This is a genomic window from Variovorax sp. KBW07, assembly GCF_003852515.1.
In the GTDB taxonomy this organism is placed as follows: domain Bacteria; phylum Pseudomonadota; class Gammaproteobacteria; order Burkholderiales; family Burkholderiaceae_C; genus Variovorax.
Window position 1 is genome coordinate 1 of sequence record NZ_QAJK01000033.1, and the last position, 24,145, is coordinate 24,145.

At 67.2% G+C, this 24,145-nt stretch carries 25 protein-coding genes; 15 read left to right on the plus strand and 10 right to left on the minus strand.

All coding sequences use genetic code 11. The features are described 5' to 3' along the window. Positions 1-131: 131 nt before the first annotated feature. From DBV14_RS06980 to DBV14_RS06995, 4 genes are all read right to left on the minus strand, one after another. Positions 132-530, minus strand: a complete 399-nt coding sequence (locus DBV14_RS06980; protein ID WP_124458473.1) for a GFA family protein — start codon at positions 528-530, stop codon at positions 132-134. Between the two features lie 12 nt (positions 531-542). Next, complete coding sequence (locus DBV14_RS06985; protein ID WP_124458474.1) at positions 543-1,256, minus strand: YebC/PmpR family DNA-binding transcriptional regulator; 714 nt, start codon at positions 1,254-1,256, stop codon at positions 543-545. An 87-nt stretch (positions 1,257-1,343) separates the two neighbouring features. Beyond that, positions 1,344-1,598 carry a hypothetical protein gene (locus DBV14_RS06990; protein WP_124458475.1) on the minus strand — a complete coding sequence of 85 codons (255 nt, stop codon included), beginning with the start codon at positions 1,596-1,598 and terminating at the stop codon, positions 1,344-1,346. Then, positions 1,588-1,935: a hypothetical protein gene (locus DBV14_RS06995; RefSeq protein WP_124458476.1), complete on the minus strand. Its 348-nt coding sequence runs from the start codon at positions 1,933-1,935 to the stop codon at positions 1,588-1,590. The genes DBV14_RS06990 and DBV14_RS06995 overlap by 11 nt, the downstream gene beginning before the upstream one ends. Before the next feature lie 147 nt (positions 1,936-2,082). Here DBV14_RS06995 and DBV14_RS07000 point away from each other — a divergent pair, with 147 nt between their 5' ends. From DBV14_RS07000 to DBV14_RS07015, 4 genes are all read left to right on the plus strand, one after another. After that, the gene (locus DBV14_RS07000; RefSeq protein WP_124458477.1) at positions 2,083-2,949 is read left to right on the plus strand and encodes an isocitrate lyase/phosphoenolpyruvate mutase family protein; all 867 of its coding nucleotides are present in this window, start codon (positions 2,083-2,085) and stop codon (positions 2,947-2,949) included. Between the two features lie 66 nt (positions 2,950-3,015). Continuing rightward, positions 3,016-3,783 carry an energy-coupling factor ABC transporter ATP-binding protein gene (locus DBV14_RS07005; RefSeq protein WP_124458478.1) on the plus strand — a complete coding sequence of 256 codons (768 nt, stop codon included), beginning with the start codon at positions 3,016-3,018 and terminating at the stop codon, positions 3,781-3,783. Next, positions 3,776-4,369 (plus strand): energy-coupling factor transporter transmembrane protein EcfT, encoded by a 594-nt coding sequence (locus DBV14_RS07010; protein WP_124458479.1) that lies wholly within the window; start codon positions 3,776-3,778, stop codon positions 4,367-4,369. Before DBV14_RS07005 ends, DBV14_RS07010 begins: the two co-directional genes overlap by 8 nt. Positions 4,370-4,435: 66 nt before the next feature. Continuing rightward, positions 4,436-5,017 carry a biotin transporter BioY gene (locus DBV14_RS07015; protein ID WP_124458480.1) on the plus strand — a complete coding sequence of 194 codons (582 nt, stop codon included), beginning with the start codon at positions 4,436-4,438 and terminating at the stop codon, positions 5,015-5,017. A 40-nt stretch (positions 5,018-5,057) separates the two neighbouring features. Here the strand turns inward: DBV14_RS07015 and DBV14_RS07020 are convergent, their stop codons facing one another. Then, positions 5,058-5,555, minus strand: coding sequence for a DUF6314 family protein (locus DBV14_RS07020; protein ID WP_124458481.1), 498 nt, complete (start codon positions 5,553-5,555; stop codon positions 5,058-5,060). A gap of 259 nt (positions 5,556-5,814) precedes the next feature. Here DBV14_RS07020 and DBV14_RS07025 point away from each other — a divergent pair, with 259 nt between their 5' ends. After that, entirely contained in the window at positions 5,815-6,195 is a 381-nt protein-coding gene (locus tag DBV14_RS07025; RefSeq protein WP_124458512.1) for a helicase SNF2, read from the plus strand. A gap of 118 nt (positions 6,196-6,313) precedes the next feature. On the opposite strand, the gene DBV14_RS07030 is transcribed toward DBV14_RS07025, so the two are convergent. After that, positions 6,314-7,384: a hypothetical protein gene (locus tag DBV14_RS07030; RefSeq protein ID WP_260396855.1), complete on the minus strand. Its 1,071-nt coding sequence runs from the start codon at positions 7,382-7,384 to the stop codon at positions 6,314-6,316. 233 nt (positions 7,385-7,617) lie between these two features. On the opposite strand from DBV14_RS07030, the gene DBV14_RS07035 reads away from it, so the two are divergent. The 5 genes from DBV14_RS07035 to DBV14_RS07055 all read left to right on the plus strand — a co-directional run bounded on the left by DBV14_RS07035 (position 7,618) and on the right by DBV14_RS07055 (position 13,499). Then, on the plus strand, positions 7,618-8,223 hold the full coding sequence (locus DBV14_RS07035; protein ID WP_124458482.1) for a hypothetical protein: 606 nt from the start codon (positions 7,618-7,620) through the stop codon (positions 8,221-8,223). Continuing rightward, positions 8,220-10,046 (plus strand): VanW family protein, encoded by a 1,827-nt coding sequence (locus DBV14_RS07040; protein WP_260396856.1) that lies wholly within the window; start codon positions 8,220-8,222, stop codon positions 10,044-10,046. Before DBV14_RS07035 ends, DBV14_RS07040 begins: the two co-directional genes overlap by 4 nt. 39 nt (positions 10,047-10,085) lie before the next feature. After that, positions 10,086-10,688: a hypothetical protein gene (locus DBV14_RS07045; RefSeq protein ID WP_124458484.1), complete on the plus strand. Its 603-nt coding sequence runs from the start codon at positions 10,086-10,088 to the stop codon at positions 10,686-10,688. A 96-nt stretch (positions 10,689-10,784) separates the two neighbouring features. Then, positions 10,785-12,464, plus strand: coding sequence for an FxLYD domain-containing protein (locus DBV14_RS07050; RefSeq protein ID WP_124458485.1), 1,680 nt, complete (start codon positions 10,785-10,787; stop codon positions 12,462-12,464). 45 nt (positions 12,465-12,509) lie between these two features. Continuing rightward, positions 12,510-13,499 carry an LLM class flavin-dependent oxidoreductase gene (locus DBV14_RS07055; protein ID WP_124458486.1) on the plus strand — a complete coding sequence of 330 codons (990 nt, stop codon included), beginning with the start codon at positions 12,510-12,512 and terminating at the stop codon, positions 13,497-13,499. A gap of 6 nt (positions 13,500-13,505) precedes the next feature. Here DBV14_RS07055 and DBV14_RS07060 read toward each other — a convergent pair whose 3' ends face one another. Continuing rightward, positions 13,506-15,233, minus strand: a complete 1,728-nt coding sequence (locus DBV14_RS07060) for a long-chain fatty acid--CoA ligase (protein ID WP_124458487.1) — start codon at positions 15,231-15,233, stop codon at positions 13,506-13,508. Positions 15,234-15,411: 178 nt separating this feature from the next. On the opposite strand from DBV14_RS07060, the gene mnmA reads away from it, so the two are divergent. After that, positions 15,412-16,533 (plus strand): tRNA 2-thiouridine(34) synthase MnmA, encoded by a 1,122-nt coding sequence (gene mnmA / locus DBV14_RS07065; protein WP_124458488.1) that lies wholly within the window; start codon positions 15,412-15,414, stop codon positions 16,531-16,533. Here the strand turns inward: mnmA and DBV14_RS07070 are convergent. From DBV14_RS07070 to DBV14_RS07080, 3 genes are all read right to left on the minus strand, one after another. Next, positions 16,523-17,038, minus strand: coding sequence for an NUDIX hydrolase (locus tag DBV14_RS07070; RefSeq protein ID WP_124458489.1), 516 nt, complete (start codon positions 17,036-17,038; stop codon positions 16,523-16,525). The genes mnmA and DBV14_RS07070 overlap by 11 nt on opposite strands. 14 nt (positions 17,039-17,052) lie before the next feature. Then, positions 17,053-17,487 (minus strand): DUF4019 domain-containing protein, encoded by a 435-nt coding sequence (locus tag DBV14_RS07075; protein WP_124458490.1) that lies wholly within the window; start codon positions 17,485-17,487, stop codon positions 17,053-17,055. A gap of 156 nt (positions 17,488-17,643) precedes the next feature. Next, positions 17,644-18,357: a response regulator transcription factor gene (locus DBV14_RS07080; protein WP_124458491.1), complete on the minus strand. Its 714-nt coding sequence runs from the start codon at positions 18,355-18,357 to the stop codon at positions 17,644-17,646. A gap of 442 nt (positions 18,358-18,799) precedes the next feature. On the opposite strand from DBV14_RS07080, the gene DBV14_RS07085 reads away from it, so the two are divergent. From DBV14_RS07085 to DBV14_RS07100, 4 genes are all read left to right on the plus strand, one after another. Continuing rightward, a complete protein-coding gene (locus DBV14_RS07085; protein ID WP_124458492.1) occupies positions 18,800-19,942 on the plus strand; it encodes a Re/Si-specific NAD(P)(+) transhydrogenase subunit alpha in 1,143 nt (380 codons plus the stop codon). Between the two features lie 47 nt (positions 19,943-19,989). After that, positions 19,990-20,322 (plus strand): NAD(P) transhydrogenase subunit alpha, encoded by a 333-nt coding sequence (locus DBV14_RS07090; protein ID WP_124458493.1) that lies wholly within the window; start codon positions 19,990-19,992, stop codon positions 20,320-20,322. Beyond that, a complete protein-coding gene (locus DBV14_RS07095) occupies positions 20,319-21,818 on the plus strand; it encodes an NAD(P)(+) transhydrogenase (Re/Si-specific) subunit beta (RefSeq protein WP_124458494.1) in 1,500 nt (499 codons plus the stop codon). Before DBV14_RS07090 ends, DBV14_RS07095 begins: the two co-directional genes overlap by 4 nt. Before the next feature lie 98 nt (positions 21,819-21,916). Next, complete coding sequence (locus tag DBV14_RS07100) at positions 21,917-23,596, plus strand: long-chain-fatty-acid--CoA ligase (protein ID WP_124458495.1); 1,680 nt, start codon at positions 21,917-21,919, stop codon at positions 23,594-23,596. The last annotated feature ends 549 nt before the right edge of the window (positions 23,597-24,145 follow it).

Genomic DNA, 24,145 nt, shown 5'->3' on the forward strand with positions numbered 1-24,145 from the left:
ACCTATGGCAGGACGGGTCACGAAGAACCCGGTGCGCTCAGGCGAGATAGCCGGATACGCCGTCCCACAGAAGCTTCAGCGCGGTGACGATCAGCAGGCCGTAGCAGGCCGAATGGATGAGCCTTGCCGGCTCAGTTCTCGCCCGCGTGCGCCTGGTGCTGCGGCAGGTCGTCCGTGATGGTGAACCACGGCGCCTTCGAGCCCACGAAGATGTGCGCGCTCGGCCGGATGGTGGGCGCATCGACCAGCGTGCCCAGCGTGACGTGAACGAACGTGCCGTCGATCACCACGGACCAGAGCAGTGAGCCGCACCGTTCACAGTGAATGTCGCCCGCGTCCTTCGTGCCGAAGATCAACAGCTTGTCTTCGCCCTGGGTGATGGCCAGCTTGTGGCGCTCGATGCCCGCGAAGGGCTTGAAGGCCGCGCCGGTGGCGCGTCGGCAATCCGGGCAGTGGCAATTCAGCGCATAGGCGAATTCATCCGCCACCGCGTAGTGGACGGCACCGCAGAGGCATCTGCCGGCCAGCATGCGAAAAGTGGCTCAGCCGGCCAGGCCCACGAACACGTTCTGCACGTCGTCGTTGGCGTCGATGGCGGCCAGGAAGGTTTCGACTTCTTCCAGGTCTTCGGCGCTCAGGCTGGCCGGGTCGACCGGGTTCTTCGGCTTGTAGCCCAGCTTGGCCGACAGAACGGTGAAGCCCTGGGCCGGCAGCGCGCGGCTCACGAGGTCGAGGTCGGTGGGGTCGGTCAGGAAGACGGTGGTGTTGCCTTCGCCGGCGGGCTCGAAGTCTTGCGCGCCCGCCTCGATGGCGGCCACTTCGGGGTCGGCGCCGGCGCCGGTGGGCTCGGCTTCGATCATGCCGACGTGGTCGAAGTCCCACGACACCGAGCCCGACGTGCCCAGTTGGCCCTTGCGGAACAGCACGCGCATTTCAGGCGCGGTGCGGTTCACGTTGTCGGTCAGGCACTCGACCATCACCGGCACGCGGTGCGGCGCAAAGCCTTCGTAGATCACGTGCTCGAAGTGCACGGCTTCGCCCGTGAGGCCCGCGCCCTTCTTGATGGCGCGGTCCAGCGTTTCCTTGGGCATCGACACCTTGCGGGCCTGTTCGACGACCAGCCGCAGGCGCGAGTTGGAGGCCGGATCGGCGCCGTTGCGCGCGGCGATCATGATTTCCTTGGCCAGTTTTCCGAACAGCCGGCCCTTGGCATTGGCCGCCAGGTCCTTGTGTTTTGCTTTCCATTGCGCGCCCATGTCTGATTCCTTGAGGTGTGTGTTTGCGGCCTTGTCTGGCTCTCGTCTGGTTCTCGGCAGAAGGGCTGGATGACCGGTTTGGGGCGACTACTGTAGCTGCAGTGCAGCCGGGAGGGAAACACGCGCGCGCCGCGACTCCCGCGCGACAGCGATCGGCCCGTGCGCTGAGCGCACCGAAGCCGACCGGCGCAGCGTGATCGCGAATCTGGAGCGCGAGCCGTCGCCCACGGCGCATGCGCTGGCGAAGTTGATCGAGCCCTGAGCCTGGGCTTTCAACAAGGCCTTCCGCACGTTGAACTGGCTGGGGCGGCCCCAGACGGTGGGCAGGTCTTCAGGCTGCATGCAGCGCTTTGTCCAATGCCGCTTCCAGCGCCTCCAGCGCCACGCTTGCACCGCCTTCGATGCCTGCAACACCAGCAACGCAATCGACCATGACGACGAGGGTGTGCCGCGGCTGGCCGCCGGGGTACTTGCGCAGCGTCAGCCGCACCTGCGAATCGCTCTCCCATGCGGAATGATCAGCGGACCAGCTCTCGCTTGCGAATTTGAAAAAGCCGTGGCCCGTTCGGGTGTCCACGATTTCGGGCGAAGAAACCCAGTGCGAGTTGCGCGCCTCCCAGGGCGCGATGCGAACGACGTACCGGCCGTCCGGGGAGGTCGACTGGATGGCGGTTTTCACGGTGGTGTTCCTTGCGGTCATGGGGTGTGCCGGACGATACCTGCCTCGCAGCGGATGCCCGCGCCAACCGCAGTTTTCTCCAAGTTCCGCGGCCGCATCGCGCTTACGCTCCAGTCATTCCTCCACCCCTTTCGAAATCGAATGACCATGCCGGCCCACGACGCACAACGACAACAACAAACAGACATCTTCCATCGACTGCACAACGGCCCCGAGCCGCTGGTGCTGGTGAATGCGTGGGACGCGGCCAGCGCACGCATCGTCGAGCGCGCGGGCGCCAAGGCCATCGGCACGACGAGCGCGGGCATGGCGTGGTCGCTGGGCTATCCGGACGGCGAGCGCATGCCGGTGGGCGAACTGCTCGCGGCCTGCGGGCGCATCTGCCGCGTGGCGGGCGTGCCGGTCACGGTGGACATCGAGCGCGGCTTCGGCGACAGCACGCAGGCGGTGTGCGACGTGGTGCGCGCGCTCATCGACATGGGCGTGGCCGGCATCAACATCGAAGACGGCGTGCTGCCGGGCACGCGCCGGCTGGCGCCGCCCGAAATCCTGCGCGAGCGCATCGAAGCGCTGCGCGGGCTGGACGCGCGCCTTTTCATCAACGCGCGCACCGACACCCACTTCGTCGCCAACGACGACCCGGCCGCGCGCTACCAGGACACGCTGCGCCGCGCACGGCTCTACGCCGCGGCGGGCGCCGACGGCATCTTCGTGCCGGGCATGACCAGCCTGGAGGAAATCGCGGGCCTGGCGGAAGCGGTGCCGCTGCCGGTGAACGTCTACGCGGGCCACACCAAGGCGCCGGCGGTCGACGTGCTCGCGGGGGCCGGCGCACGGCGCATCAGCCTGGGCTGCGGCCCGTTGCAGGCCGCGTTGGGCTTGCTCGGACGCATCGCTACGGAAGCGTTCGGCGGCAACCATGGCCATGATGGCCACGGCGGAGGCTTTCGCGCGATGAGCGCCGAGATGCTTCCGGCCGGCGAGATCAACGCGCTCTTTCCCTCCGCGCCCTGACCCGGCCCGGCCCGCGAAAGGCGAGGCAAATGGCTGCTGCGTACCTTCGGGTACAGTGGCGACCCCTTGCCGCAGCCCATACCCACCGCCCCCAACGCCCCCGCCGCGACCCTTTCCGCGCACAGCATTCGCCTCGAGGCGGTCACGCTGGTGCGCGGCAGCCAGCATGTCTTCGAGGGGCTGACGCTCAGCCTGCAGGAGATGCGCATCGGGCTGGTCGGCGACAACGGCGCGGGCAAGAGCAGCCTGTTCCGGCTGATCAGCGGGCTCGACCAGCCGCAGCAGGGGCGCGTGGTGGTGCATGGCTGCGACACGCAGGCCGACCGGCGGCAGCTGTCGCAGCACGTGGGCTTGATGTTCCAGAACCCCGACGACCAGATCATTTTTCCGACGGTGGCCGAGGAACTGGCGTTCAGCCTCACGGCGCGCGGCGAAACGCGCCAGGCGGCGCGGCAGCGGGCGCGCGATTTTCTTGCGCAGCGCGGGCTCGACGCCTGGGCCGGGCGCGCCATCGGCGAGTTGAGCCAGGGGCAGCGCCAGCAGGTGTGCCTGCTTGCATTGCAGATCGGCCAGCCGGCCACGCTGTTGCTCGACGAACCCTTTGCCAGCCTCGACCTGCTGAGCCAGGCGCGGCTGGCGGCGCAACTCGAGGCAACCGACCAGCAGATCGTGCTGTCCACGCATCTGCTCGACCACGTGAACGACTTCGAGCGCGTGCTGTGGCTGGAGCAGGGCAAGGTGCGCGCCGATGGGCCGGGCCGCGAGGTCTGCGAGGCCTACGCCGCGAATGTGCGCGAACGCGCCAGGGCGGAGCGGGGCGCGGCGCATGCGTAGCCTCTATTCGGAACAGCGCACGTGGATGCACGCGATGGCGGCGTGGGTCAAGCTGGCCGTGCTGTCGGTGTGCGGCACGCTGCTGGTGCTGGTCGACAGGCCGGTTCACCTGGCCATTTCCTGTGCCGTGGTGCTGCTGATCTTCGCGTCGCTCGGGCGCCCTGTGTGGCGCCGCGTGCGCATGCTGGTCGGCGTGGCCATCGCGGGCGGGTTGATCGTCGGCTTTCACTGGGCGCTGGGGACAACGCCGCTGGGCGTGGCCAGTGCCTTGCGGCTTGCCAGCGCGGCCACGCTGGCGCTGATGCTGACGCTGACCACGCGCTTCGAAGACCTGCTGGTGGTGCTCGAAACCCTTATGCACCCGCTGCGCCGCTTCGGCGTGCCGACCGAGCGCATTGCGCTGGGCCTTGGCCTGATGCTGCGCTTCGCCGAAAATTTCTACGTGCAGTGGCAGCGCCTGGACGATGCCTACCGCGTCCGCGCGGGGCATGGCGGCGGCCTGCGGCTGCTGGCGCCGCTGACCATCCGGACCCTGCAGACCGCGGAGCGCGTGGCCGATGCGCTGGCCGCGCGGCTGGGCCGCTGATTCGGGCCGCTGATTTCTCACTTCCGATTCTTCGAATCTTCTTTTTCTTCCTGGAACGAGACCCTCATGACCACCACTTCCGGCTCCATCGCATCGTCTCGTTCCCTGTCGTACATCGCGCTGTTCGCGGCGCTGATGGCGGTGTTCGGGCTGATCCCCAAGATCGACCTGCCGTTCGGCGTGCCGATCACGCTGCAATCGCTGGGCGTGATGCTGGCCGGCTGCCTGCTGGGGCCCCGGCGCGGCTTCCTGGCCATTGCGCTGTTCCTGCTCGCGGTGGCGCTGGGCCTGCCCCTGCTGCCGGGTGGGCGCGGCGGGCTGAGCGTGTTCGTGGCGCCGGCCTCGGGCTTCCTGTTCGGCTGGATGTTCGGCGCCTTCGCCTGCGGCCTGCTGATGCGCCGCATGGCCGGCGCCACGGGCACGCGTCTGCTGGCGGCGGCGTTCCTCGCGTCGGTGGTGGGCGGAATCGTGGTGGTCTATGCCTTCGGCATCGTCGGGCTGTCGCTGGTGGCGCACATGACGCTGTCGCAGGCCGCGCTGGCCATGCTGGTCTTCATTCCTGGCGACCTGATCAAGTGCGGCATCTGCGCGATGCTCGTGCAGACGGTGATGCGCGGCATGCCGGGCTGGCGGCTCGACCGCGACTGATCGGTCTATCGATCGATTCGCTCGCGCGCGGGCCGGCTGGCTATGTGCCGCGCCGCCTGAACGTGGTGGCCGACAGGTAGTCCTTGCGCGGGCCGTGCACCGTGTGGCGGATGACGAAAGAGCCATCGGCCAGAAAGCAGTAGCTGCTGTCGTAGGTGTCGGGCGTGCACAGGTGCGTGGCCGAGCCGGCGAACGCGTCGCCCTCGCGCACGACCGCAATGCCGTGGAAAAGGCGCGGCGGCTGTTCGGCGAAGAAGACTGCAAAGCCGCCCGGCGCGCGCTCGAAAAAGTATTCGCGGTGCCCGTCGAACGTCTTGCCGTCGGCCAGCGTGATCCGGCCTTCCTCGCGGTACTTCAGCGCGCCCGAGTCGAGCCGTGTGAACACGGCGGTGCCGGTCATGGACGCCTGGCCTTCGATGGTCCGGTCCAGGTCCCAGGCGCCTTCGAGCCGGTCGAAAACGGTGTCCGCAGTGCCCCAGGGTGCAAGCGGTGCAAAGGGCGCAAAAGACGAGGCGGATGAAGGGGCGGGCGCGTTCATGCCGGCACTCTACGACAAGCCCTCATCTCTCTTCATGACAGGTGATTGTTTCCGCCGCGTGAACACCGCGGTTCCGTTTGATACGGGTTTCTACCTAGGTTCTCGGCGCACAATTCATTCACAGACCAGCCACCAAGCTGATCTGGGTGAACAGGGCCCCGAGCGAGGTGGCCGCCCCCGGAGGGACGGTGACCCACCCAAGACCGGTTCGAAATCATCCAAGTTGAAAAACGATTGAACTGAATTGAAGGAAATCAAAATGACCGCCTCGAAGCTCCTCTCCGCTGTTGCCGTTGCCCTGCTGGCCGTTGCTGGCTCTGCTCACGCCGAAACCTATGAAGGCGTGCATCAGCTGACCTCCGCTGCCAGCCGTGCCGACGTCGCCGGCCAGGCCGTGGTTGCTGCACACAGCGCCAACCCCTATGCCACCGGTGCCAACGCCGGCCCGGCCCAGGTGTTCGTGTCGTCGACCAGCCGTGCGGCTGTCCGCGCTGAAGCTGTTGCCGCCGCGCACAGCGAGAACCCGTACGCCGAAGGCGCTTCGTCGGGCGTGGCCCCGCTCGTCGCCAGCACGGTGGACCGCGCAGCAGTGCGTGCCGCAGCCCGCGCTGCCGCCCACGGCGACGCACTGCCCCTGTAATCCGCGGCAGCGACAAACACGGCGCCTCGCTTCGGCGAGCGCTGTTTAAAAAAGGCCGGGCCATGCGAATGCATGGCCCGGCCTTTTTGCATGTGCTGCGGCATTGCGCCGCGCTGGATCAGCGGGCGGGCAGCAGCCGCAGCCCCGCGATGAAGAATGGCTCGCCGCCATTGGCCGCCGGGTCATGCAGTTCGACCCACCATTGCGCCGCATCGCCCTTGCTGTCGCCGCGGTGTTCGGGGCTTGCGCAAAGCTCGCAGGCGTAGAGCAGCCTGTCGGCACGCGCGTCGTCGCGGTGCGCAACCGCCTCGTCGCAGCATTCGTCCTCCAGCACGCCGTCGCCGTTCGCATCGCCGCGGATGGTGCGCCGCATGAGGCGCATGACGATGCGTTCGGGGGCCACCGTGCGCTCGCCGGTCCCCGCTTCGGGCACTGTTGCTCGCAGGCGCAGGTCGAACGGCTCGCCGACGCGAAAACCTTCTCCGCGCTCCAGCGACATGGCTTCGAGCGCCACGCGCACGGTTCGGCGCTCGCGCAGGCTGGTCACGACGAACATCACCGTCAGCACGGAAAACATCGCGAACACCGGCAGCCCGACCACCATCCAGAGCCATTGCCACCCACCGGTCAGTGCCCAGGTCATGGCCTCGAAGCCGAACACCGCGAAGAAGGCCAGCACAGCGAGCGCGACCAGCCATGCCACCCGGTCGGTGGCCGACTTGGGCACGCGCTCCGTGGCGCATGGCGCATCGGAACTCCATTCGGTGGGCAGTTGTTCGTCCAGCGGCGGCAGGCCGGTGGCGCGCGCGTCGGGCCAGGGCATCCAGAAACCGTCTGGCGTGTCGGCCAGCGAAATCCATTGAACATCGGTCCATGTGGGCGCATAGGCCGTGGCCGTTTCCTCGCCCTCCACGCGCAGTGCAGGGCCTTTCATGCCATCGGGCAGCGCATCTTCAAAACCGCGCGGGTACACGCCGGGCGCCCGGTGCTGCCGGCGTTCCCGCGTGTCGACGATCACGGTGCAGGCATCGAACAGTACCGCCTGGTAGCGGCCATCGGACGATGCATGGCCGTAGCCCGGCGACTGCCCGGTGGCGTGGGCGATCAGGTCGACGGAGGGATGGCGGCGCGGCATGGAAGGCGCCGAGCATAGCCAGTCGCACGGCGGCACCACGGCGGTGCGATTCACGGGGCCGAAGCCTGCCTGCAACAGGCCAAGTGGCAGAGGCCGTCTTCGCCAAAAGGCGCATTGCCTTGCCCTCGGGCATCCTTCATGATGGCGACGCGGAAGGGATGGCCGCAGACCTCATGCTTTCGCATTACTGCGCCATCGTGGTGCAGACGGGCGAAAATACGAAGACGCTACTGCCACGAAAAAACGAAAGCATGATCCGTCGCCGTTGACCCGGCAACCCAACACGCATGGCCCTTACTCTCGACCCCGAAGACACGCGCGGACGCATCCACGACCTGGTGTGGAGCGGCTTCTATCCCGACGCCGATGTCGAATGGATGATCACCGACGAGTACCTCGATCCCGACGAGATCACCGCCGAGGACCGTGCCTGGATCAAGGCAGAGGCCGAGCGTGCCTGCGTGGCCAAGCACATCGCCGAACGCGACTGGCCCGCGCAGACCGAGTACGACCGGCTCGACGCCGTCTTCGTGCAGCTGCGCGGCGAAAAGATCATTGCGCTGCATCGCGCCGGCAACACGCTGGCCGACGGACACGACGACGTGCGCGAGCAGTGGCGCATTGCGGGCCGGCTGGCCTCGGGCATTCGCGGCTGCTGCTTCTATCACTCGCAAGACCTCGACACGGCGGTGCGCACCGGCCGCCTGCACCTTGCGTTCAGCGGCGGCATGATCCCCGAGATCGAACTGCGCGAAGCCAACACCGTGGTGGTCGGCAACCGCATCGTCGAGCTGCTGCGCGCGGCGGGCTTCAAGGCGCAATGGAGCGGCGACATCAACGAGCGCATCGAAGCCGACCTCGGCCAATGGCGCAAGCGAGGCCCCACCGCGTGAGCGTTCAGCAGGCCTGGCAGCCGCCGCGCCGCATCGACGCCATCGATTTCTGGCTGCGCTCGCGGCTGCTGGCCACGGCCCATGCGCTGCGCGAGACGCTGCGGCCCTCGGCCCGGCGCTGGCGGGTCGGCGAACACGCACTGGCCGATGCGCCGGTGCTCGCGCAGTACCGCACCCCCTTGTGGTCGGACGGGCGCCCCGATGAATTTCCGCTGGTCGCCGGCAAGGTGCAGAACCTGCGCGTGGCACGCCGCGCGTTCGACGCCATCGAGGTGCCGGCCGGCGAGGTGCTGAGCTTCTGGCGCCAGCTGGGCCGGCCCAGTGCATGGCGCGGCTTCGTGGTGGGCCGCGAAGTGCGCGGCGGTTGCGTGGTGCCGACGCTGGCCGGCGGCATCTGCCAGCTGTCGAATGCGCTGGCCACCGTGGCGGCGCGTGCCGGCTTCGAACTGGTCGAACGGCATGGGCACACGGCGCGCATCGAACAGGCCGGGCCGGAGGCCGGCGACGCCATCGATGCCACGGTGTTCTGGAACTACGTCGACCTCAAGCTGCGCGCCAGGCACGCCTGGCGGCTGGAGGTGGAACTGACGGCCACCGAGCTGGTGCTGCGCGTCCGTGCGCGTTCGCCGCTGGCCATGCGGGCCGCACCGGTCACGTTGCGGCGCGCGGGTGACGAAGAGGGCGCGGGTGCTGTACCGCCGTCTTCTTTGCCGCTGGCGCGCGGCTGCCTGAGCTGCGACCAGACGGACTGTTTTCGCCATCGCCCCTTGCCCGATGTGGCGCCGCAGGGCCGCACCGCCGTGCTGCTCGATGCATGGACGCCGGAGTTCGCGCGCTACCTGGGAGCGCATCACCCCGTCGCGGACCGCATGCAGCCAGTGCCGCTGCGGCTGGCGTTCTGGCGCGCATCCAGCAGTGTCGGCTGGCACCGGGAGCCTGTGGCCGAAGGTGCGCAGCCGGTTCAATCGGCATGGGCCGCGAGCCTGCGCCGCGCACTGTGGCAGCGGCTGTGGGCACGGCACGCGGGCGGCCGGCGCCAGGCCAGCCTGATCGACGGGCAACGCTGGCTGGCACTGGCCTTCGCAGCGCGCCTGAAGCCCGAGCACACGCAACTGGTGGTCGAGCAGGCGCTGCTGCCGCACCTGCAGCTGGCTGGCGCGCTCGATGGCCGTTGCGTCACGGTGCTGGCCAGTGCATTGCCCATGGCCGCGATCGAACGCAGGCTCGATGCGGCGTGCCAACGCTGGCCCGACGACGCCACGCTGCGCGACTTTCGCGCCGCCCCTGCGCTGGTGCGGGCCGAGTCGGCAGCGCTGGGCCGCGCCGTGGCCGTGGCCACGCCCCATGCGGACATCGCGCAACAGCTTGCCGACCTGGCGCCGCAAGCGGCCTTGCAGCGTCTCGACTGGGCGCTGCCCGGCGCCAAGGCCATCGCCGCCGACACCCAGGGCCCGCCGCTCGTGGTGTTCGCCGCGAGCGCGCTGGCGCGCAAGGGCGCGCGCGAACTGGCCGCCGCGCTGCAAGGCTGGCCGTGCCGGCTGCGCGTGCTGGGCTCGCCTTCCGATGACACACGGCTCTGGCAAGGTGTCGAGCGCGTCGAGCACATGAACTGGCAAGGCGATGGACTGGCCGGTGCCCGCGTGGTCGTGCTGCCCGCGCACGTCGAGCATGCGCCGCGTGCGCTCCTGCGCGCGGTCGCGGCCGGCCTGCCAGTGGTGGCCTCGACCGCCTGCGGCCTTGCCGGACTGCCGGGTGTGCGCGAAGTGGCTGCCGGCGACGTCGAGGCCCTGCGCACCGCGCTGCGGGCCGCCTGCGGCACCTGAAGACCTGACGACCTGAAGTCCCGACGACTGGAGAAAAGAATGGCGGTATCGATCGAACAGGCCCGTGCGGCCCTGGCGCCCCATGGCGAGCTGGCGACGCAAACGGCCGCCGAGCATTGGCGCGGCGACATTCCGCTGCCGCCCGCCATCGAAGCGTTCTACGCGCAGGTGGGCCCGCTCGGCGAATGGATCAACGACCGCGTGGGCCATGCGGGCCTGACGGTTCCGAACGTCGGCAACCCCTTCAGCATTCCGCCGCTCGCGCGCCTGTGGGAACTGCAGGCCGGCTACCGCTGGCACGGCATTTCCGGCGAGCGCATTGCCGACTGGCCCGATCACTGGCTGGTGGTGGCCGACCAGGGCGCCGACCCGTTCATCTTCGACCTGCGCACGGGCGCGATCCAGTTCGCGCGGCATGGCGAAGGCACGTGGCAAGACGACGGGCCGATGTTTGCCGACATCTCCCAGATGGCCGCCTGCCTGGGCACCATCGGGCAGTTCGTGGAGGAGGCCGACGAGGCGCTTTTCCTGGACGACTACAGCGTCGATCCGGTGCAGCGCGCGCGCCTGGTCGAGCAGCTTGCGCCGCTGCTCGGCGGTGCCGACGAGGCCGAGCTGATCCTTGACGATTTCGGCTGGTAGCGCGCGGGCCATCGGGCTGCGAACAGGGCGCGGAATGGCGCGAAACGGGGTGCAGGGAGAATCGCAGGCAAAACAAGAAACCGGAAGCACTTCTTCATGACCATCGATCTCAAGACGCTCAAGTGCGGCGAATGCGGCAGCAGCGTGCTCAAGCGCACGGGCCTGAACGAATACACCTGCGACCACTGCGGCTCGGTCACGGTGGTCGAGGACAACGTGTCCGACCGGCTGGAGCGCGTGCTGAACCAGGTCAAGAACGAGGCGGGCCGGCAGCTGGCGGCCGAAGAAGCGCTCAGGCAGAAGCTGATGCTGCGCAAGGTCGGCATCGGCGTGATCGTGGTGCTGGGCATCGTGCTGGTAGGGCGCCTCATCGAGGTGTTCATCGAATCGCGCAACCCGCCCGGCGAGCGTCCGGTGGTGGCCGCGGCGGCGGTGGTCGACCGCACCATCCCGACGGCCGGCCTGAAGCTTGGCGAGCCGAGGCAGGTGCTGGTGGGCAACGGCAGTTCGGCGATGCCCAAGCTGCTGGTGGTGGCACGCAACGAAACCGGCAAGCCGCTGTCGCGCGCGGGCATCCGGGCCACCTACTACGACGGCGACAGCCGGCTCGACGAGCGCAGCGAGATGGTGCCGATCTCGGTGCTGGAGCCAGGCGAGAGCGCGCCCGTGCTGATCGACATGCCGAGCGGCAAGAACATCACGCGGCAAGACCTGCTGGTGCAGAAGCTGGCCGAGCCCTACAACGCGGTCGAAGGGCCGCGCATGAGCTTCTCGCGCCTGCGGCTGGTGCAGCAGGGCGACCGCGTGCGGCTGGTGGGCCGTGTCGCCAACACGCGCAAGGACGCGGCCATGGTCGGCGGCATCGAGGTGCTGGCCACGCTGTACGACGACGCCGGGCAGGTGATCGGTTTCGGCCACGGCTACGGGCAGTCGAACGAGCTCAAGCCGGGCGCCCACACTTCGGTGGACCTGAGCATCGCCCGCTTCGGCCGCGCGGCGGCGATTGCGGCGTGGGACTACCGCATCGGCTACAGCACGGTCGAGGCCTCGGGTGCGCGCACGGCGGTGCTGAGCGCCGACCGGGTGATTCGCACGGTCGGCGCGCCGGAGCGCTTCAACCCCGAGCTGCGCCTGGGCACCGAAGACCTGCTGGCCGAAGACAGCGAGCGCTTCGACGCGAAGCAGCTCGAACTGCTGCCACTGATCGACGGGCGCAACAACATCCAGCAGCGGCTGTTCCTGACGGAGCTGGTGAACCGCAGCACCGACACGGTGGCCCTTGCGCCGGGCGGCGTGATCTCGCGCTTCAGCGGCAGCAAGGCCGACGGCACCACCAACATCTCGGGGCTGGCCTACCTGTACCCCGGAGAGCGCTTTCCGATTTTCCTGGAGCCGCAGGACATGGAGCGCATCACCGACACCCGCATCGAGTGGAAGCCGATGCGCCGCGCCGCCATGCCGGGGCCGCGCATGCCGCTGGAGGTGAAGGTGACGGGCACCAAGGCCGAGACCGGCAGCGTGCTGCTGAATTTCAGCCAGCGCTTTACCTACAAGAGCGTGGAGGTCAAGGGCACCGTGAAGAACCCGGGCACCGGCATCGTCGGCAAGGTGCGGCTGTGGGTCAGCCTGCGCGACCGCGGCGGGCAGCTCACGGGCTTCAAGCAGGTCGAGAACCTGCCGGCCATCGCGCCCGGCGAGAGCGTGCCCTTCCAGGTGGACGTGGAGCAGAACGGCCGCGACTTCGCCAGCGTGACGACGCTATACCAAACCGAATAGCCCCATGCGTGGCGGCGCGGGCCCATTCGGGCCATGATGCCGCCCATGATTCCGTTATCGATCCTCGACCTTTCCCCGATCATTGAGGGCAGCGACGCCGCGCAGTCGTTCCGCAACTCGCTCTCGCTTGCGCAGCACGGCGAAAAGCTGGGCTACACGCGCTACTGGCTGGCGGAGCACCACGGCATGCCGGGCATCGCGAGCGCGGCCACGGCGGTGCTGCTGTCGTACGTGGGGGCGGGCACCTCGACCATCCGCATCGGCGCCGGCGGCGTGATGCTGCCGAACCATTCGCCGCTGGTCATTGCCGAGCAGTTCGGCACGCTGGAGTCGCTGTACCCGGGGCGCATCGACCTGGGCCTGGGGCGAGCGCCCGGTTCCGACCAGCGCACCGCGCGGGCGCTGCGCCGCAACCTCGAATCCGACGCCGATCAGTTCCCGCAGGACGTGATGGAGCTGATGGACTTCATGTCGAAGACGCCGCAGCAACCAGTGCGGGCCGTGCCCGGCGCGGGGCTCGAAGTGCCGGTGTGGATTCTGGGCTCCAGCACCTTCGGCGCGCAGCTGGCGGCGCACCTGGGGCTGCCCTACGCCTTTGCCTCTCACTTCGCGCCGCAGCAGATCATGCAGGCCATCCAGATCTACCGCGAGACCTTCAAGCCTTCGGCGCAGCTGCAGAAGCCGTACGTGATGCTGGGCTTCAATGTGTTCGCGGCCGACACCGATGCCGAGGCCGAATTCCGCGCCACCTCGTGGCAGCAGGCCTTCGTGAACCTGCGCAGCGGCCGGCCCGGCCGCTTGCCGCCGCCGGTCGAGAACTACCGCCAGAAGGTCGGCCCCGCCGAGAACGCGCTGCTCGACTCGGTGCTGTCGTGCTCCGCGGTGGGCTCGGTCGAAACGGTGAAGAAAGGCGTGGAAGCGTTCGTGGCGCGCACAGGCGCCGACGAACTCATGATCACCTCGCAGGTGTTCGACCATGCGGCCCGGCTGCGCTCCTACGAGCTGCTGGCCGAAGCCTTCGGCCAGAAGAAGTAGCCGTCGTCAGGCCCGCTTGCGGGCTTCTTCGTCCACCAGGTCTTTCTTCGATAGCTTGCCGACGGCGGTCTTCGGCAGTTCCGCGCGCAACTCCAGCGCGCCGATCATCTCGTGCTTGCCCAGGCGGTCTTTCAGGAACAGCTTGAGCGCATCGAGCGTGAGCTCGGGCGCGCCTTCCTTCAGCTTCACGAAGGCCTTGGGCGACTGGCCACGGTAGTCGTCGGGCACGCCGATCACGCAGACCTCGGCCACCGAGGGATGCTCGTAGATCGACTCTTCCAGCACGCGCGGATAGACGTTGTAGCCGCCGCACAGCAGCATGTCCTTGGTGCGGTCGACGATGTAGAAGTAGCCGTCGGCGTCCATCTTCGCAACATCACCGCTGCGAAAGTAGCCGTCGGCCGTCATCGACTCGGCGGTGGCCTTGGGGTTGTTCCAGTAGCCCTTCATCACGTTCGGGCCCTTGATGCACAGCTCGCCGGCTTCGCCGAATGCGGTCACGTCTTTCGACGGGTCGTCCAGGCTCACGAGCTTGATGCGCACCTGCGGCAAGGGCATGCCGCACGAGCCCGCCTTGCGCACGCCGCGCGCGGGCGTGAAGGTGCCCACCGGCGAGGTCTCGGTCATGCCCCAGCCTTCGTTGAGGTGGCAGCCGGTGAGCGCGAAGAAGCGCTGCTCCACTTCCACCGGCAACGGCGCGCCGCCGGAGCCGCAGAACTTGAGCGAGCGCAGGTCCATTTCCTTGGCCTTGGGGTGCGCAAGGATGGCCGTGTACATCGTCGGCACGCCGGGGAACACGCTGATCTTGCTGGCGGCCAGCTCGTTCATCACGGCATCGACATCGAAGCGCGTGTGCAGCACCAGCGCCGCGCCCAGGCGCACGCCGAGCAGCATGGCGGCGCTGAGCGCGAAGATGTGGAACAGCGGCAGCACGACCAGGAAGCGCTCGCTGCCTTCGTCGAGGATGGGCGGCTCGCCGCGCGTGGATTCGTAGTACTGCGCGCTGGCCGACGTGAGGTTGGCGTGCGTGAGCATCGCGCCCTTGGGCAGGCCGGTGGTGCCGCCGGTGTACTGCAGCACCACGATTTCTTCGGCCAGGTCGCCCAGCGGATAGGCGTGGTGCGTGCCTTCGCTTTTCAGCAGGTCGGTGAAGCGCACATGCCGGTCGTCGACCGGCACCTGGGCAATCTGGCCCGCGGCCTGCAGCTGGGCCTGCACCTTGTCGCCGGCCGCTCCGTAGTCGCCCAGGCTGCCGACCACCAGCTTTTTCAGCCGCGAGTTGTCGAGCAGCCGCGCCATCAGCGGGTAGAGATTGACCAGGTCGAGCGTGACGAGGATGTCGGTGCGGCTGTCTTCGATCTTGTGGGCCAGCACGCGCTCGGCGTCGAGCGGCGAGTAGTTCACCACCGTGCCGCCGGCCTTGAGCACCGCGAAGAAGGCGATGGGGTAGTGGGGCGTGTTCGGCAGGTAGAGGCCGACGTGCACGCCGGGCTTCACGCCCAGGTCCTGCAGCGCCTTGGCGGCGCGGTCGACCGCCGCGCCGAGCTGGGCGTAGGTGATGGCCTGACCCATGAATTCGACGGCGGAGTGGTCGGGCCAGCGCGCGACGGCATCGTCGAGCATCTGCTGCACCGGCTTGACGGGCAGTTCAGCGTCCCAGCGCATGCCCGGCGGGTAGGCGCGCGTCCATGGGGTGTTGTCGCCAGAGGGGGCGGAGGAAGAAGAGGGGGCCATGCGTTGTCTCCGCTGTGCTGTTGCAAATCGCGCGGGCGGGTCTGTGCCGCCCTTCGAGGGCACTGTAGCGCCGGGTCTTTCCGTCGGGGAGCGGGGCCTGACAAGCCGGCGACAGGGGTTTTCCCGATTTCCCACACGCCGGAAGCCCCTACCCCGGGGCTGGGACAATGGCGGGCTTATGGCAAAGCAACGGATCGTGGTGGGACTGAGCGGCGGAGTGGACTCCGCGGTCACGGCGCACCTGCTCAAGCAGCAGGGGCACGAGGTGGTCGGCATCTTCATGAAGAACTGGGAAGACGACGACGACAGCGAATACTGCTCGTCGAACATCGACTTCATCGATGCCGCCAGCGTGGCCGACGTGCTGGGCATCGAGATCGAGCACGTCAACTTCGCGGCCGACTACAAGGACCGCGTGTTCGCCGAGTTCCTGCGCGAATACAAGGCCGGCCGCACACCCAACCCCGACGTGCTGTGCAACGCCGAGATCAAGTTCAAGGCCTTCCTCGACCACGCGATGCGCCTGGGCGCCGAGAAGATCGCCACCGGGCACTACGCGCGTGTGCGCCTGAACGAAGCCACGGGCAGGCACGAGCTGCTCAAGGGGCTCGATGCATCGAAAGACCAGAGCTACTTCCTGCACCGCCTGAACCAGGCGCAGCTGTCCAAGACGCTGTTCCCGGTGGGCGAGCTGCACAAGACCGAGGTGCGCCGCATCGCGGAAGAAATCGGCCTGCCCAATGCGAAGAAGAAAGACTCGACCGGCATCTGCTTCATCGGCGAGCGGCCCTTCCGCGACTTCCTGAACCGCTACATCTCCAAGGAGCCGGGCCCGATCAAGGACGACCGCGGCCGCAAGCTGGGAGAGCACCAGGGCCTGAGCTTCTACACGCTGGGCCAGCGGCAGGGGCTGGGCATCGGCGGCGTCAAGGAAAAGGGCGCGCAGCGCGGCTCGGGCGACCATTCGCCCTGGTTCGTGGCACGCAAGGATGTCGAGAAGAACACGCTGTGGGTGGTGCAGGGGCACGACCATCCGTGGCTGCTGTCTTCCGAGCTGAAGGCCGACGATGCAAGCTGGGTGGCGGGCGAAGCGCCCGCGCCGGGCAGCTACGGCTCGAAGGCGCGCTACCGGCAGGCCGATGCGGGCTGCGAGATGCTCGCTGGCGGTGCCAATGCGGCCAATGCTGCCAATGGCGCCTTCAGCCTGCGCTTCGGCGCGCCGCAATGGGCGGTCACGCCGGGGCAGTCGGCGGTGCTCTACGACGGCGAGCGTTGCCTCGGGGGCGGCGTCATCGTCTGACGGCAGGCTGCGGTTCCGACCGCACCGACACGTCGACGTGGACCAGTTCAAGCGGATGGCGCTGGCCGGCCAGGTAGTCCTCGATGCACTGCAGCAGCAGCGGGCTGCGGTGCCGCGCGACGCTGGCGCGGATCTCGGCCAGCGTCATCCACACGGTGCGCACGATGCCTTCGTCGAGCGCGCGGCCCTCTTCCAGTGCGCCGAGCGTGCCGGCGAAGGCAAAGCGCATGTAGGTCACGTCTTCGCCCCGCTCGGCCTGTGGACGGGCGCGCGCCATATAGATGCCGATGAGCGACGTTGGCGTGAAATGGTGAGCGGTTTCCTCGAGGGTCTCGCGCACGCAGCCTTCGGCGGGCGATTCGCCGGGGTCGAGGTGACCGGCCGGCGTGTTGAGCTTGAGGCCGTCGCCGGCCTGCTCCTCAACCAGCAGGAAGCGGCCATCGCGTTCAATCACCGCGGCCACGGTGACGTTGGGTTTCCAGCGTACGGATTTGGAAGCAGCCATTGGAGGGAATCTGTTTATCGCAGCACGTAGCCGCTGAAGCGCCACATGCGATCGCTGTCCAGGTGAAAGCTCACCAGTTCTCGCAACGTGCGCTCGGGTTTGTCGGTGAAGCGGGTTTCGTATTCGATGCTGACGTACTGGCCGGCCGTGTCGCCGTCGGGGTCGGTCACCACCTGGCGATTGACCGCGACCCAGGTGCGCTGGCGGGGTGCGCCAAGCGGCGCGCGGGAACGGGCGACCTGGCCGGTGAAGTCGGCGCGTGCCACGCGCTTGCGGGTGGCGGCGGTGGCGCCGTCCCAGAGTTCACCGGCCCTGCCCTGGTCGATCATCAGGATGGCCTGCATGCCACCGCGAACCATGTCGCTGGCCTCGACGTCTTGTGCGGCGGCCGGGCCGAACCCGCTCCAGAGCAGCGCAGCGGCGAGCAGCAGCCTGATCGTGCGGGGCATTTTTTCTTGTTCCTTGTGAGGGGCGGGGCCGTGGAGCGCGTGGATCGCGCACCGCGCGGTCTCCCCGGCGGTATGGCCGTTGGAGACTGTAGCGCGCAAGAGATTCCCCGAAGGCCGGGGAGGCCGGGCGCAGTCGCCCGCTGGCGGGCAGCCCGCCTAGCGCGTGCCGCTCCTGGGGATCGTGTCCGCCTCGATCGTTTCCAGCCGGTAGCCGAGGCCGTAGATGGCCAGCAGCAGGAAGCCGTTCGCGGGGCGCAGCTCGAGCTTGGTCCGCAGGCGCGAGATGTGGGTGTCGAGCGAGCGGGACAGCGCTTCGATGCCCAGTCCCCAGACGGCCTCATGCAGGTGCTCGCGCGAGAGCAGCCGTCCGAGGTTCTGGAACAGGAACAGCGCGAGTTCGTACTCCCGGTTTTTCAGTTCGACCGGCGCGCCCCGGACCTTCAGCACGCGCGAGGGCGGATAGAAGTGATAGGGGCCGAAGATCAGCTCGGACTCGTGCTGGGCCGGGTAAGACCGGCGCAGCAGGGCCTTGATGCGGGCTTCGAGTTCGCCCGCGCGCAGGGGCTTGGCCATGAAGTCGTCGGCACCGGCATTGAGGCCGGTGACGATGTCGGCCTCTTCGTGCGTGTCGGTGACGAAAAGAATGGGAAGGCGGCTCTTGAGCTCGACGCGGATCGCCTTCACCACGTCTGTTCCGCTCATGTCGGACAGGCGCCAGTCCAGTATCAGCAGGTCGAAGGTCTGCCGTCGCAGCGCCTGCAACAGGGTTCGTCCTTCGGTGTAGAGATGGCACTCGTGTCCGAGTCCCAACATGGTTTGATTGATCAGCCGAAGCTGATCCGGACCATCGTCCAGTATGGCAATACGCATTCCATTCCCTTTTCCTCCCGCGCCAACCTCAGTGAGCTGGCGATCTGTCCGAAGTGTATCTATCTGCGACCGCGGCAAGGAATGTGAACTGCAACTAATGCACGCAATTCGGGATTTTCGGGCCAAAGGTGCCAGAAGTTGACAGCAGTTGAATACAAATGAGGATTTTCCAGAACAAAGTCTAACGACGCTCAGTCAACAATTGCGTCTTGGGAAACCAATGTGAACGCCGATTTCGCCCGGGCCTTGCCTCTGTGCGAATGGCGCGCGAAGCAAGCAGGGCAAACCCTCGATTTCGCTATGAATTGGATAGCGAAGTCCGCAACGCCCACAGGCGATCCGGGGCCGAAGAGGTGGCGCATTTCGGCGACAGCGGGCAGCTGTAATCTTGCTGTAAGCTCTGCCCGCATTCCGTGTGCCCCCTTGCCCTGAGGAGATCTCTATGCTGATAGGCGTGCCTGCCGAGACACTGGCCGGCGAAACCCGAGTGGCCGTTACACCCGAAACGGTGAAGAAACTGGTCGCATCAGGGCACACCGTGGGTGTGCAGTCGGGCGCCGGCGTTGCCGCCAGCGTCACCGATGCCGCCTACCAGGCCGCGGGCGCGCAGATCACCGACCAGGCGGGCGCCTTGTCCGCCGACATGGTCCTGAAGGTGCGCACGCCCACCGATGCCGAAGCCGCACTGCTCAAGCCCGGTGCCGTGGTCATCGGCATGCTCAACCCCTTCGATGCCACCGGCCTGCAGCGCCTGGCGTCGGCCGGCGTGACCGGCTTCGCGCTCGAAGCGGCGCCGCGCACCACCCGCGCACAGAGCATGGACGTGCTCAGCTCGCAAGCCAACATTGCCGGCTATAAGGCCGTGATGATCGCGGCCGACAAATACCAGCGCTTCTTCCCGATGCTCATGACGGCGGCCGGCACCGTGAAGGCCGCGCGCGTCGTCATCCTGGGCGTGGGCGTGGCGGGCCTGCAGGCCATTGCCACGGCCAAGCGCCTGGGCGCCGTCATCGAGGCCTCCGACGTTCGCCCGAGCGTCAAGGAGCAGATCGAGTCGCTCGGCGGCAAGTTCATCGAAGTCTCGTACGACACCGATGAAGAAAAGGAAGCCGCGGTCGGCGTCGGCGGCTACGCCAAGCCGATGCCTCCGAGCTGGCTTGCGCGCCAGCAGGTCGAGGTCGCCAAGCGCGTGGCGTTGGCCGACATCGTCATCAGCACCGCGCTCATTCCCGGGCGCGCTGCGCCGACGCTCATCACCGAGGACATGGTCAAGGCCATGAAGCCCGGCTCGGTGATCGTCGACATTGCCGCCGGCAAGGGGCCAGTCAATCCCGATGGTGGCGTGGGTGGCAACTGCCCGCTGTCGGAAGCCGACAAGACCGTGGTCAAGCATGGCGTGACCATCGTCGGCGAAACCAATCTCGCGGCGCTCGTGGCGGCCGATGCGTCGGCGCTGTATGCGCGCAACGTGCTCGACTTCCTGAAGCTGATCGTCACCAAGGAGGGCGCGCTGAAGATCGACCTCGAGGACGACATCGTCGCTGCCTGCCGCGTCACGCAAGACGGCCAGGTCACCCGTAAATAAGCGAACAAGCCAAGCGAACAAGCGACAACGCGAGGAGAACAAGCGCCATGGATCCCGTTTCCCATACCGTCATCAACCTGATCATCTTCGTGCTGGCCATCTACGTCGGCTACCACGTGGTCTGGACCGTCACGCCCGCGCTGCACACGCCGCTGATGGCCGTGACCAACGCGATCTCCGCCATCGTCATCGTGGGCGCCATGCTGGCGGCCGCGCTCACCACCACCCCGCTGGGCAAGACCATGGGCGTGCTGGCCGTGGCGCTGGCGGCGGTGAACGTCTTCGGTGGCTTCCTGGTCACGCGGCGCATGCTGGAAATGTTCAAGAAGAAAGAGAAGAAGACGGGCGCCGTGAAGGCTGAAGAGGGAGCCGCCAAGTGAGCATGAACCTCGTCACGCTGCTGTACCTGGTTGCCAGCGTCTGCTTCATCCAGGCCCTGAAGGGCCTCTCGCATCCCACCACCTCGATCCGCGGCAACATCTTCGGCATGACCGGCATGGCGATTGCCGTGCTGACCACCATCGCGCTGATCCACGGACAGGCGCGCTCGCTCAACGTCGACTTCGGCACCGGCATCGCCTACGTGCTGGCCGCCGTGGTGGTCGGTGGCGGCCTGGGCGCATTCATGGCCAACAAGGTCGAGATGACCAAGATGCCCGAGCTGGTCGCCTTCATGCACAGCATGATCGGCCTGGCCGCGGTGTTCATCGGCGTGGCCGCCGTGGCCGAGCCCTGGGCCTTCGGCATCACCGCCGCGCCCGTGGCCGCGTTGATCGGTGCCGCCACGCCCGATGGCGCCATCGTCATCGACGGCTTCCTGCGCTACGGCATTCCCTACGGCAACCGGCTCGAACTGTTCCTGGGCGCGGCCATCGGCGCCATCACCTTCAGCGGCTCGGTCATCGCCTTCGGCAAGCTGTCGGGCAAGTACAAGTTCCGCCTGTTCCAGGGCGCGCCGGTGCAGTTCAAGGGCCAGCACATGCTGAACCTGGTGCTGGGCCTGCTGACGATCGCGCTGGGCCTGCTGTTCGTCGCCACCGAAAGCTGGACCGCATTCTTCGCGATGCTGGCGCTGGCCTTCGTGATGGGCGTGCTCATCATCATCCCGATCGGCGGCGCCGACATGCCGGTGGTGGTGTCGATGCTCAACAGCTACTCGGGCTGGGCGGCCGCGGGCATCGGCTTCAGCCTGAACAACGCCATGCTGATCGTGGCTGGCTCGCTGGTGGGCAGCTCGGGTGCGATCCTGAGCTACATCATGTGCAAGGCCATGAACCGCTCGTTCTTCAACGTGATCCTTGGCGGCTTCGGCGGCGAGGCCGCCACGGCCACAGGCGGCGCCAAGGAGCAGCGCCCGGTGAAGACCGGCAGCGCCGACGACGCGGCCTTCGTGCTGGGCAATGCCGAGACCGTGGTCATCGTTCCGGGCTACGGCCTGGCGGTGGCGCGCGCGCAGCATGCGGTGAAAGAGCTGGCGCAGAAGCTCACCGACAAGGGCATCACCGTCAAGTACGCCATCCACCCGGTGGCGGGCCGCATGCCCGGCCACATGAACGTGCTGCTGGCCGAGGCCGAGGTGCCCTACGACCAGGTGTTCGAGATGGAAGACATCAACGGCGAGTTCGGCCAGGCCGACGTGGCCATCATCCTGGGCGCCAACGACGTGGTGAACCCCGCGGCCCACACCAAGGGCAGCCCGATCTACGGCATGCCCATTCTCGAAGCCTACAAGGCCAAGACCGTGATCGTGAACAAGCGCTCCATGGCCGCGGGTTACGCGGGCCTGGACAACGAGCTGTTCTACATGGACAAGACCATGATGGTTTTTGGCGATGCCAAGAAAGTAGTAGAAGATATGGGCAAGGCCATCGAATAGGCCGAAGGTCCGTGCCCGCGATGCGGGCCAGTTCCTGGCGGCGCCACTTCGTGCGCCGTTTTCGTTTTCAACTGTCCGACCCCGGAGGAGACAAATCCATGACCGACCGTCCCTGGCTCAGCAGCTACCCGCAGGGTGTGCCCGCCGATATCGATGCTTCGCAGTACCCATCGCTTGTCGCGCTCATGGAAGAGAGCTTCGCCAAGTACGCCGACCGCACGGCCTACAGCTTCATGGGCAAGGACGTCAGCTACGGCGAGACCGACAAGCAGAGCAAGTCTTTCGCGGGCTACCTGCAGGGGCTCGGCCTTGCGAAGGGCGATCGCGTTGCCGTGATGATGCCCAACTGCCCGCAGTACCCCATCGCGGTCGCGGGCATTCTTCGCGCCGGCCTGATCCTGGTCAACGTGAACCCGCTGTACACGCCGCGCGAACTCGAGCACCAGCTCAAGGACTCGGGCGCCAAGGCAATCATCATCATGGAGAACTTCGGCACCACGCTGCAGCAATGCATCGCGGCCACGCCGATCAAGCACATCGTGCTGGCCTCCATGGGCGACCGCCTCGGCCTCCTGAAGGGCGCGCTGGTCAACTACGTGGTGCGCAACGTCAAGAAGCTGGTGCCGCACTTCAGCCTGCCGGGCGCGGTGCGTTTCAATGAAGCGCTCGACAAGGGCGCAAGCCGCACGCCGCAGCCCGTGGCCATCGGCCCGGACGACGTGGCCGTGCTGCAGTACACCGGCGGCACCACGGGCGTGTCGAAGGGCGCCGTGCTGCTGCATCGCAACGTAATCGCCAACGTGCTGCAGTCCGAAGCCTGGAACGGTCCGGCCATGGACAAGGTGCCCGCCAACGAGCAGCCCACCAGCGTGTGCGCGCTGCCGCTGTATCACATCTTCGCGTTCACGGTCGGCATGATGCTGAACATGCGCACGGGCGGCAAGCTGATCCTGATCCCGAATCCGCGCGACATCGCAGGCGTGCTCAAGGAACTGTCGAAGCACACCATCCACAGCCTTCCGGCCGTCAACACGCTGTTCAACGGGCTGGCGAACCACCCCGACTTCAACACCGTCAACTGGAAGAACCTGAAGATCTCGGTCGGCGGCGGCATGGCCGTGCAGGCCGCGGTGGCCAAGCTCTGGCTCGAGAAAACCGGCTGCCCGATCTGCGAAGGCTACGGCCTGTCGGAGACCTCGCCGTCGACCACCTGCAACCCGACCAACAGCACTGCCTACACCGGCACCATCGGCCTGCCGCTGCCCAACACCTGGCTCAAGCTGCTCGACGACGAAGGCAACGAAGTGCCCGTGGGCGAACGCGGCGAGATCGCCATCAAGGGCCCGCAGGTGATGGCCGGCTACTGGCAGCGCCCCGACGAGACCGCCAAGGTCATGACGCCCGATGGCTACTTCAAGAGCGGCGACATCGGCGTGGTCGACGAGCGCGGCTACTTCAAGGTGGTCGACCGCAAGAAGGACATGATCCTGGTGTCGGGCTTCAACGTGTACCCGAACGAGATCGAAGACGTGGTCGCACTCATTCCGGGCGTGCTCGAATGCGCGGCGGTCGGCGTGCCCGATGAGAAGACCGGCGAGGCCGTGAAGCTCGTGATCGTCAAGAAAGACCAGTCGCTGACGGAAGCGCAAGTGCGCGAATACTGCAGAGCAAACCTTACGGGTTACAAGCAGCCGCGAATCGTAGAGTTTCGTACCGACATGCCGAAGACGCCGGTCGGCAAGATCCTTCGCCGCGAACTGCGCGACGCGAAGAAGTAGCCAGAAAGCAAGGCCCGGCCTGGGCAGGGCCTCAGCTTGCTCTTGTGTATTCGCGGTCGATATTTCAGCGCTGCTGGCACCGGCCTTTTTTCCTCGCCCAACTAACGGGTAGCCGGCCCCCCTCGCAACGAGGGGTGCATCTCCCGGCGCTCCCGCACCATCTTCACCGCGCGCTCAGAGGCCTCGGCTCGCGGCGGAGCCGCATTCGGGCCCGCGCCTTCTGAATCGTCGTCAAAAACGGTACGCGGTGTAGCGGCGACCTGGTTGCGGGTGCTGTCCCGTAAAACCGACGAAAACCAACTGCGGCTCCAAGTCCGCAGCTTCGATTTGGCAGGCTACCGAAATACAACTCCGACGCCCTGTGCTGAGAAATCTTCGACCGCATAGAACGAGCGACAGGCGATTTTTCCGAGGTGGCAAGGGGTCGGGCTCCTTGGCTTGATTAATTTTCCGGCGCGAACCCAGTATTCATCAGCCCGCGAAGGCCCTATTCAAATGGGGAAGTTTTTTGATGCTTATTCGGGCATGAATTTTGCTCGATTTATTTCT

What these genes read in the sequence shown, in the direction of transcription:
- DBV14_RS06980 (WP_124458473.1), bottom strand. Translation starts at nt 530, where the DNA reads ATGCTGGCCGGCAGATGCCTCTGCGGTGCCGTCCACTACGCGGTGGCG.
- DBV14_RS06985 (WP_124458474.1), bottom strand. Translation starts at nt 1,256, where the DNA reads ATGGGCGCGCAATGGAAAGCAAAACACAAGGACCTGGCGGCCAATGCC.
- DBV14_RS06990 (WP_124458475.1), bottom strand. Translation starts at nt 1,598, where the DNA reads ATGCAGCCTGAAGACCTGCCCACCGTCTGGGGCCGCCCCAGCCAGTTC.
- DBV14_RS07000 (WP_124458477.1), top strand. Translation starts at nt 2,083, where the DNA reads ATGCCGGCCCACGACGCACAACGACAACAACAAACAGACATCTTCCAT.
- DBV14_RS07010 (WP_124458479.1), top strand. Translation starts at nt 3,776, where the DNA reads ATGCGTAGCCTCTATTCGGAACAGCGCACGTGGATGCACGCGATGGCG.
- DBV14_RS07015 (WP_124458480.1), top strand. Translation starts at nt 4,436, where the DNA reads ATGACCACCACTTCCGGCTCCATCGCATCGTCTCGTTCCCTGTCGTAC.
- DBV14_RS07020 (WP_124458481.1), bottom strand. Translation starts at nt 5,555, where the DNA reads ATGAACGCGCCCGCCCCTTCATCCGCCTCGTCTTTTGCGCCCTTTGCA.
- DBV14_RS07025 (WP_124458512.1), top strand. Translation starts at nt 5,815, where the DNA reads ATGACCGCCTCGAAGCTCCTCTCCGCTGTTGCCGTTGCCCTGCTGGCC.
- DBV14_RS07035 (WP_124458482.1), top strand. Translation starts at nt 7,618, where the DNA reads ATGGCCCTTACTCTCGACCCCGAAGACACGCGCGGACGCATCCACGAC.
- DBV14_RS07045 (WP_124458484.1), top strand. Translation starts at nt 10,086, where the DNA reads ATGGCGGTATCGATCGAACAGGCCCGTGCGGCCCTGGCGCCCCATGGC.
- DBV14_RS07050 (WP_124458485.1), top strand. Translation starts at nt 10,785, where the DNA reads ATGACCATCGATCTCAAGACGCTCAAGTGCGGCGAATGCGGCAGCAGC.
- DBV14_RS07055 (WP_124458486.1), top strand. Translation starts at nt 12,510, where the DNA reads ATGATTCCGTTATCGATCCTCGACCTTTCCCCGATCATTGAGGGCAGC.
- DBV14_RS07060 (WP_124458487.1), bottom strand. Translation starts at nt 15,233, where the DNA reads ATGGCCCCCTCTTCTTCCTCCGCCCCCTCTGGCGACAACACCCCATGG.
- mnmA (WP_124458488.1), top strand. Translation starts at nt 15,412, where the DNA reads ATGGCAAAGCAACGGATCGTGGTGGGACTGAGCGGCGGAGTGGACTCC.
- DBV14_RS07070 (WP_124458489.1), bottom strand. Translation starts at nt 17,038, where the DNA reads ATGGCTGCTTCCAAATCCGTACGCTGGAAACCCAACGTCACCGTGGCC.
- DBV14_RS07075 (WP_124458490.1), bottom strand. Translation starts at nt 17,487, where the DNA reads ATGCCCCGCACGATCAGGCTGCTGCTCGCCGCTGCGCTGCTCTGGAGC.
- DBV14_RS07080 (WP_124458491.1), bottom strand. Translation starts at nt 18,357, where the DNA reads ATGCGTATTGCCATACTGGACGATGGTCCGGATCAGCTTCGGCTGATC.
- DBV14_RS07085 (WP_124458492.1), top strand. Translation starts at nt 18,800, where the DNA reads ATGCTGATAGGCGTGCCTGCCGAGACACTGGCCGGCGAAACCCGAGTG.
- DBV14_RS07090 (WP_124458493.1), top strand. Translation starts at nt 19,990, where the DNA reads ATGGATCCCGTTTCCCATACCGTCATCAACCTGATCATCTTCGTGCTG.
- DBV14_RS07100 (WP_124458495.1), top strand. Translation starts at nt 21,917, where the DNA reads ATGACCGACCGTCCCTGGCTCAGCAGCTACCCGCAGGGTGTGCCCGCC.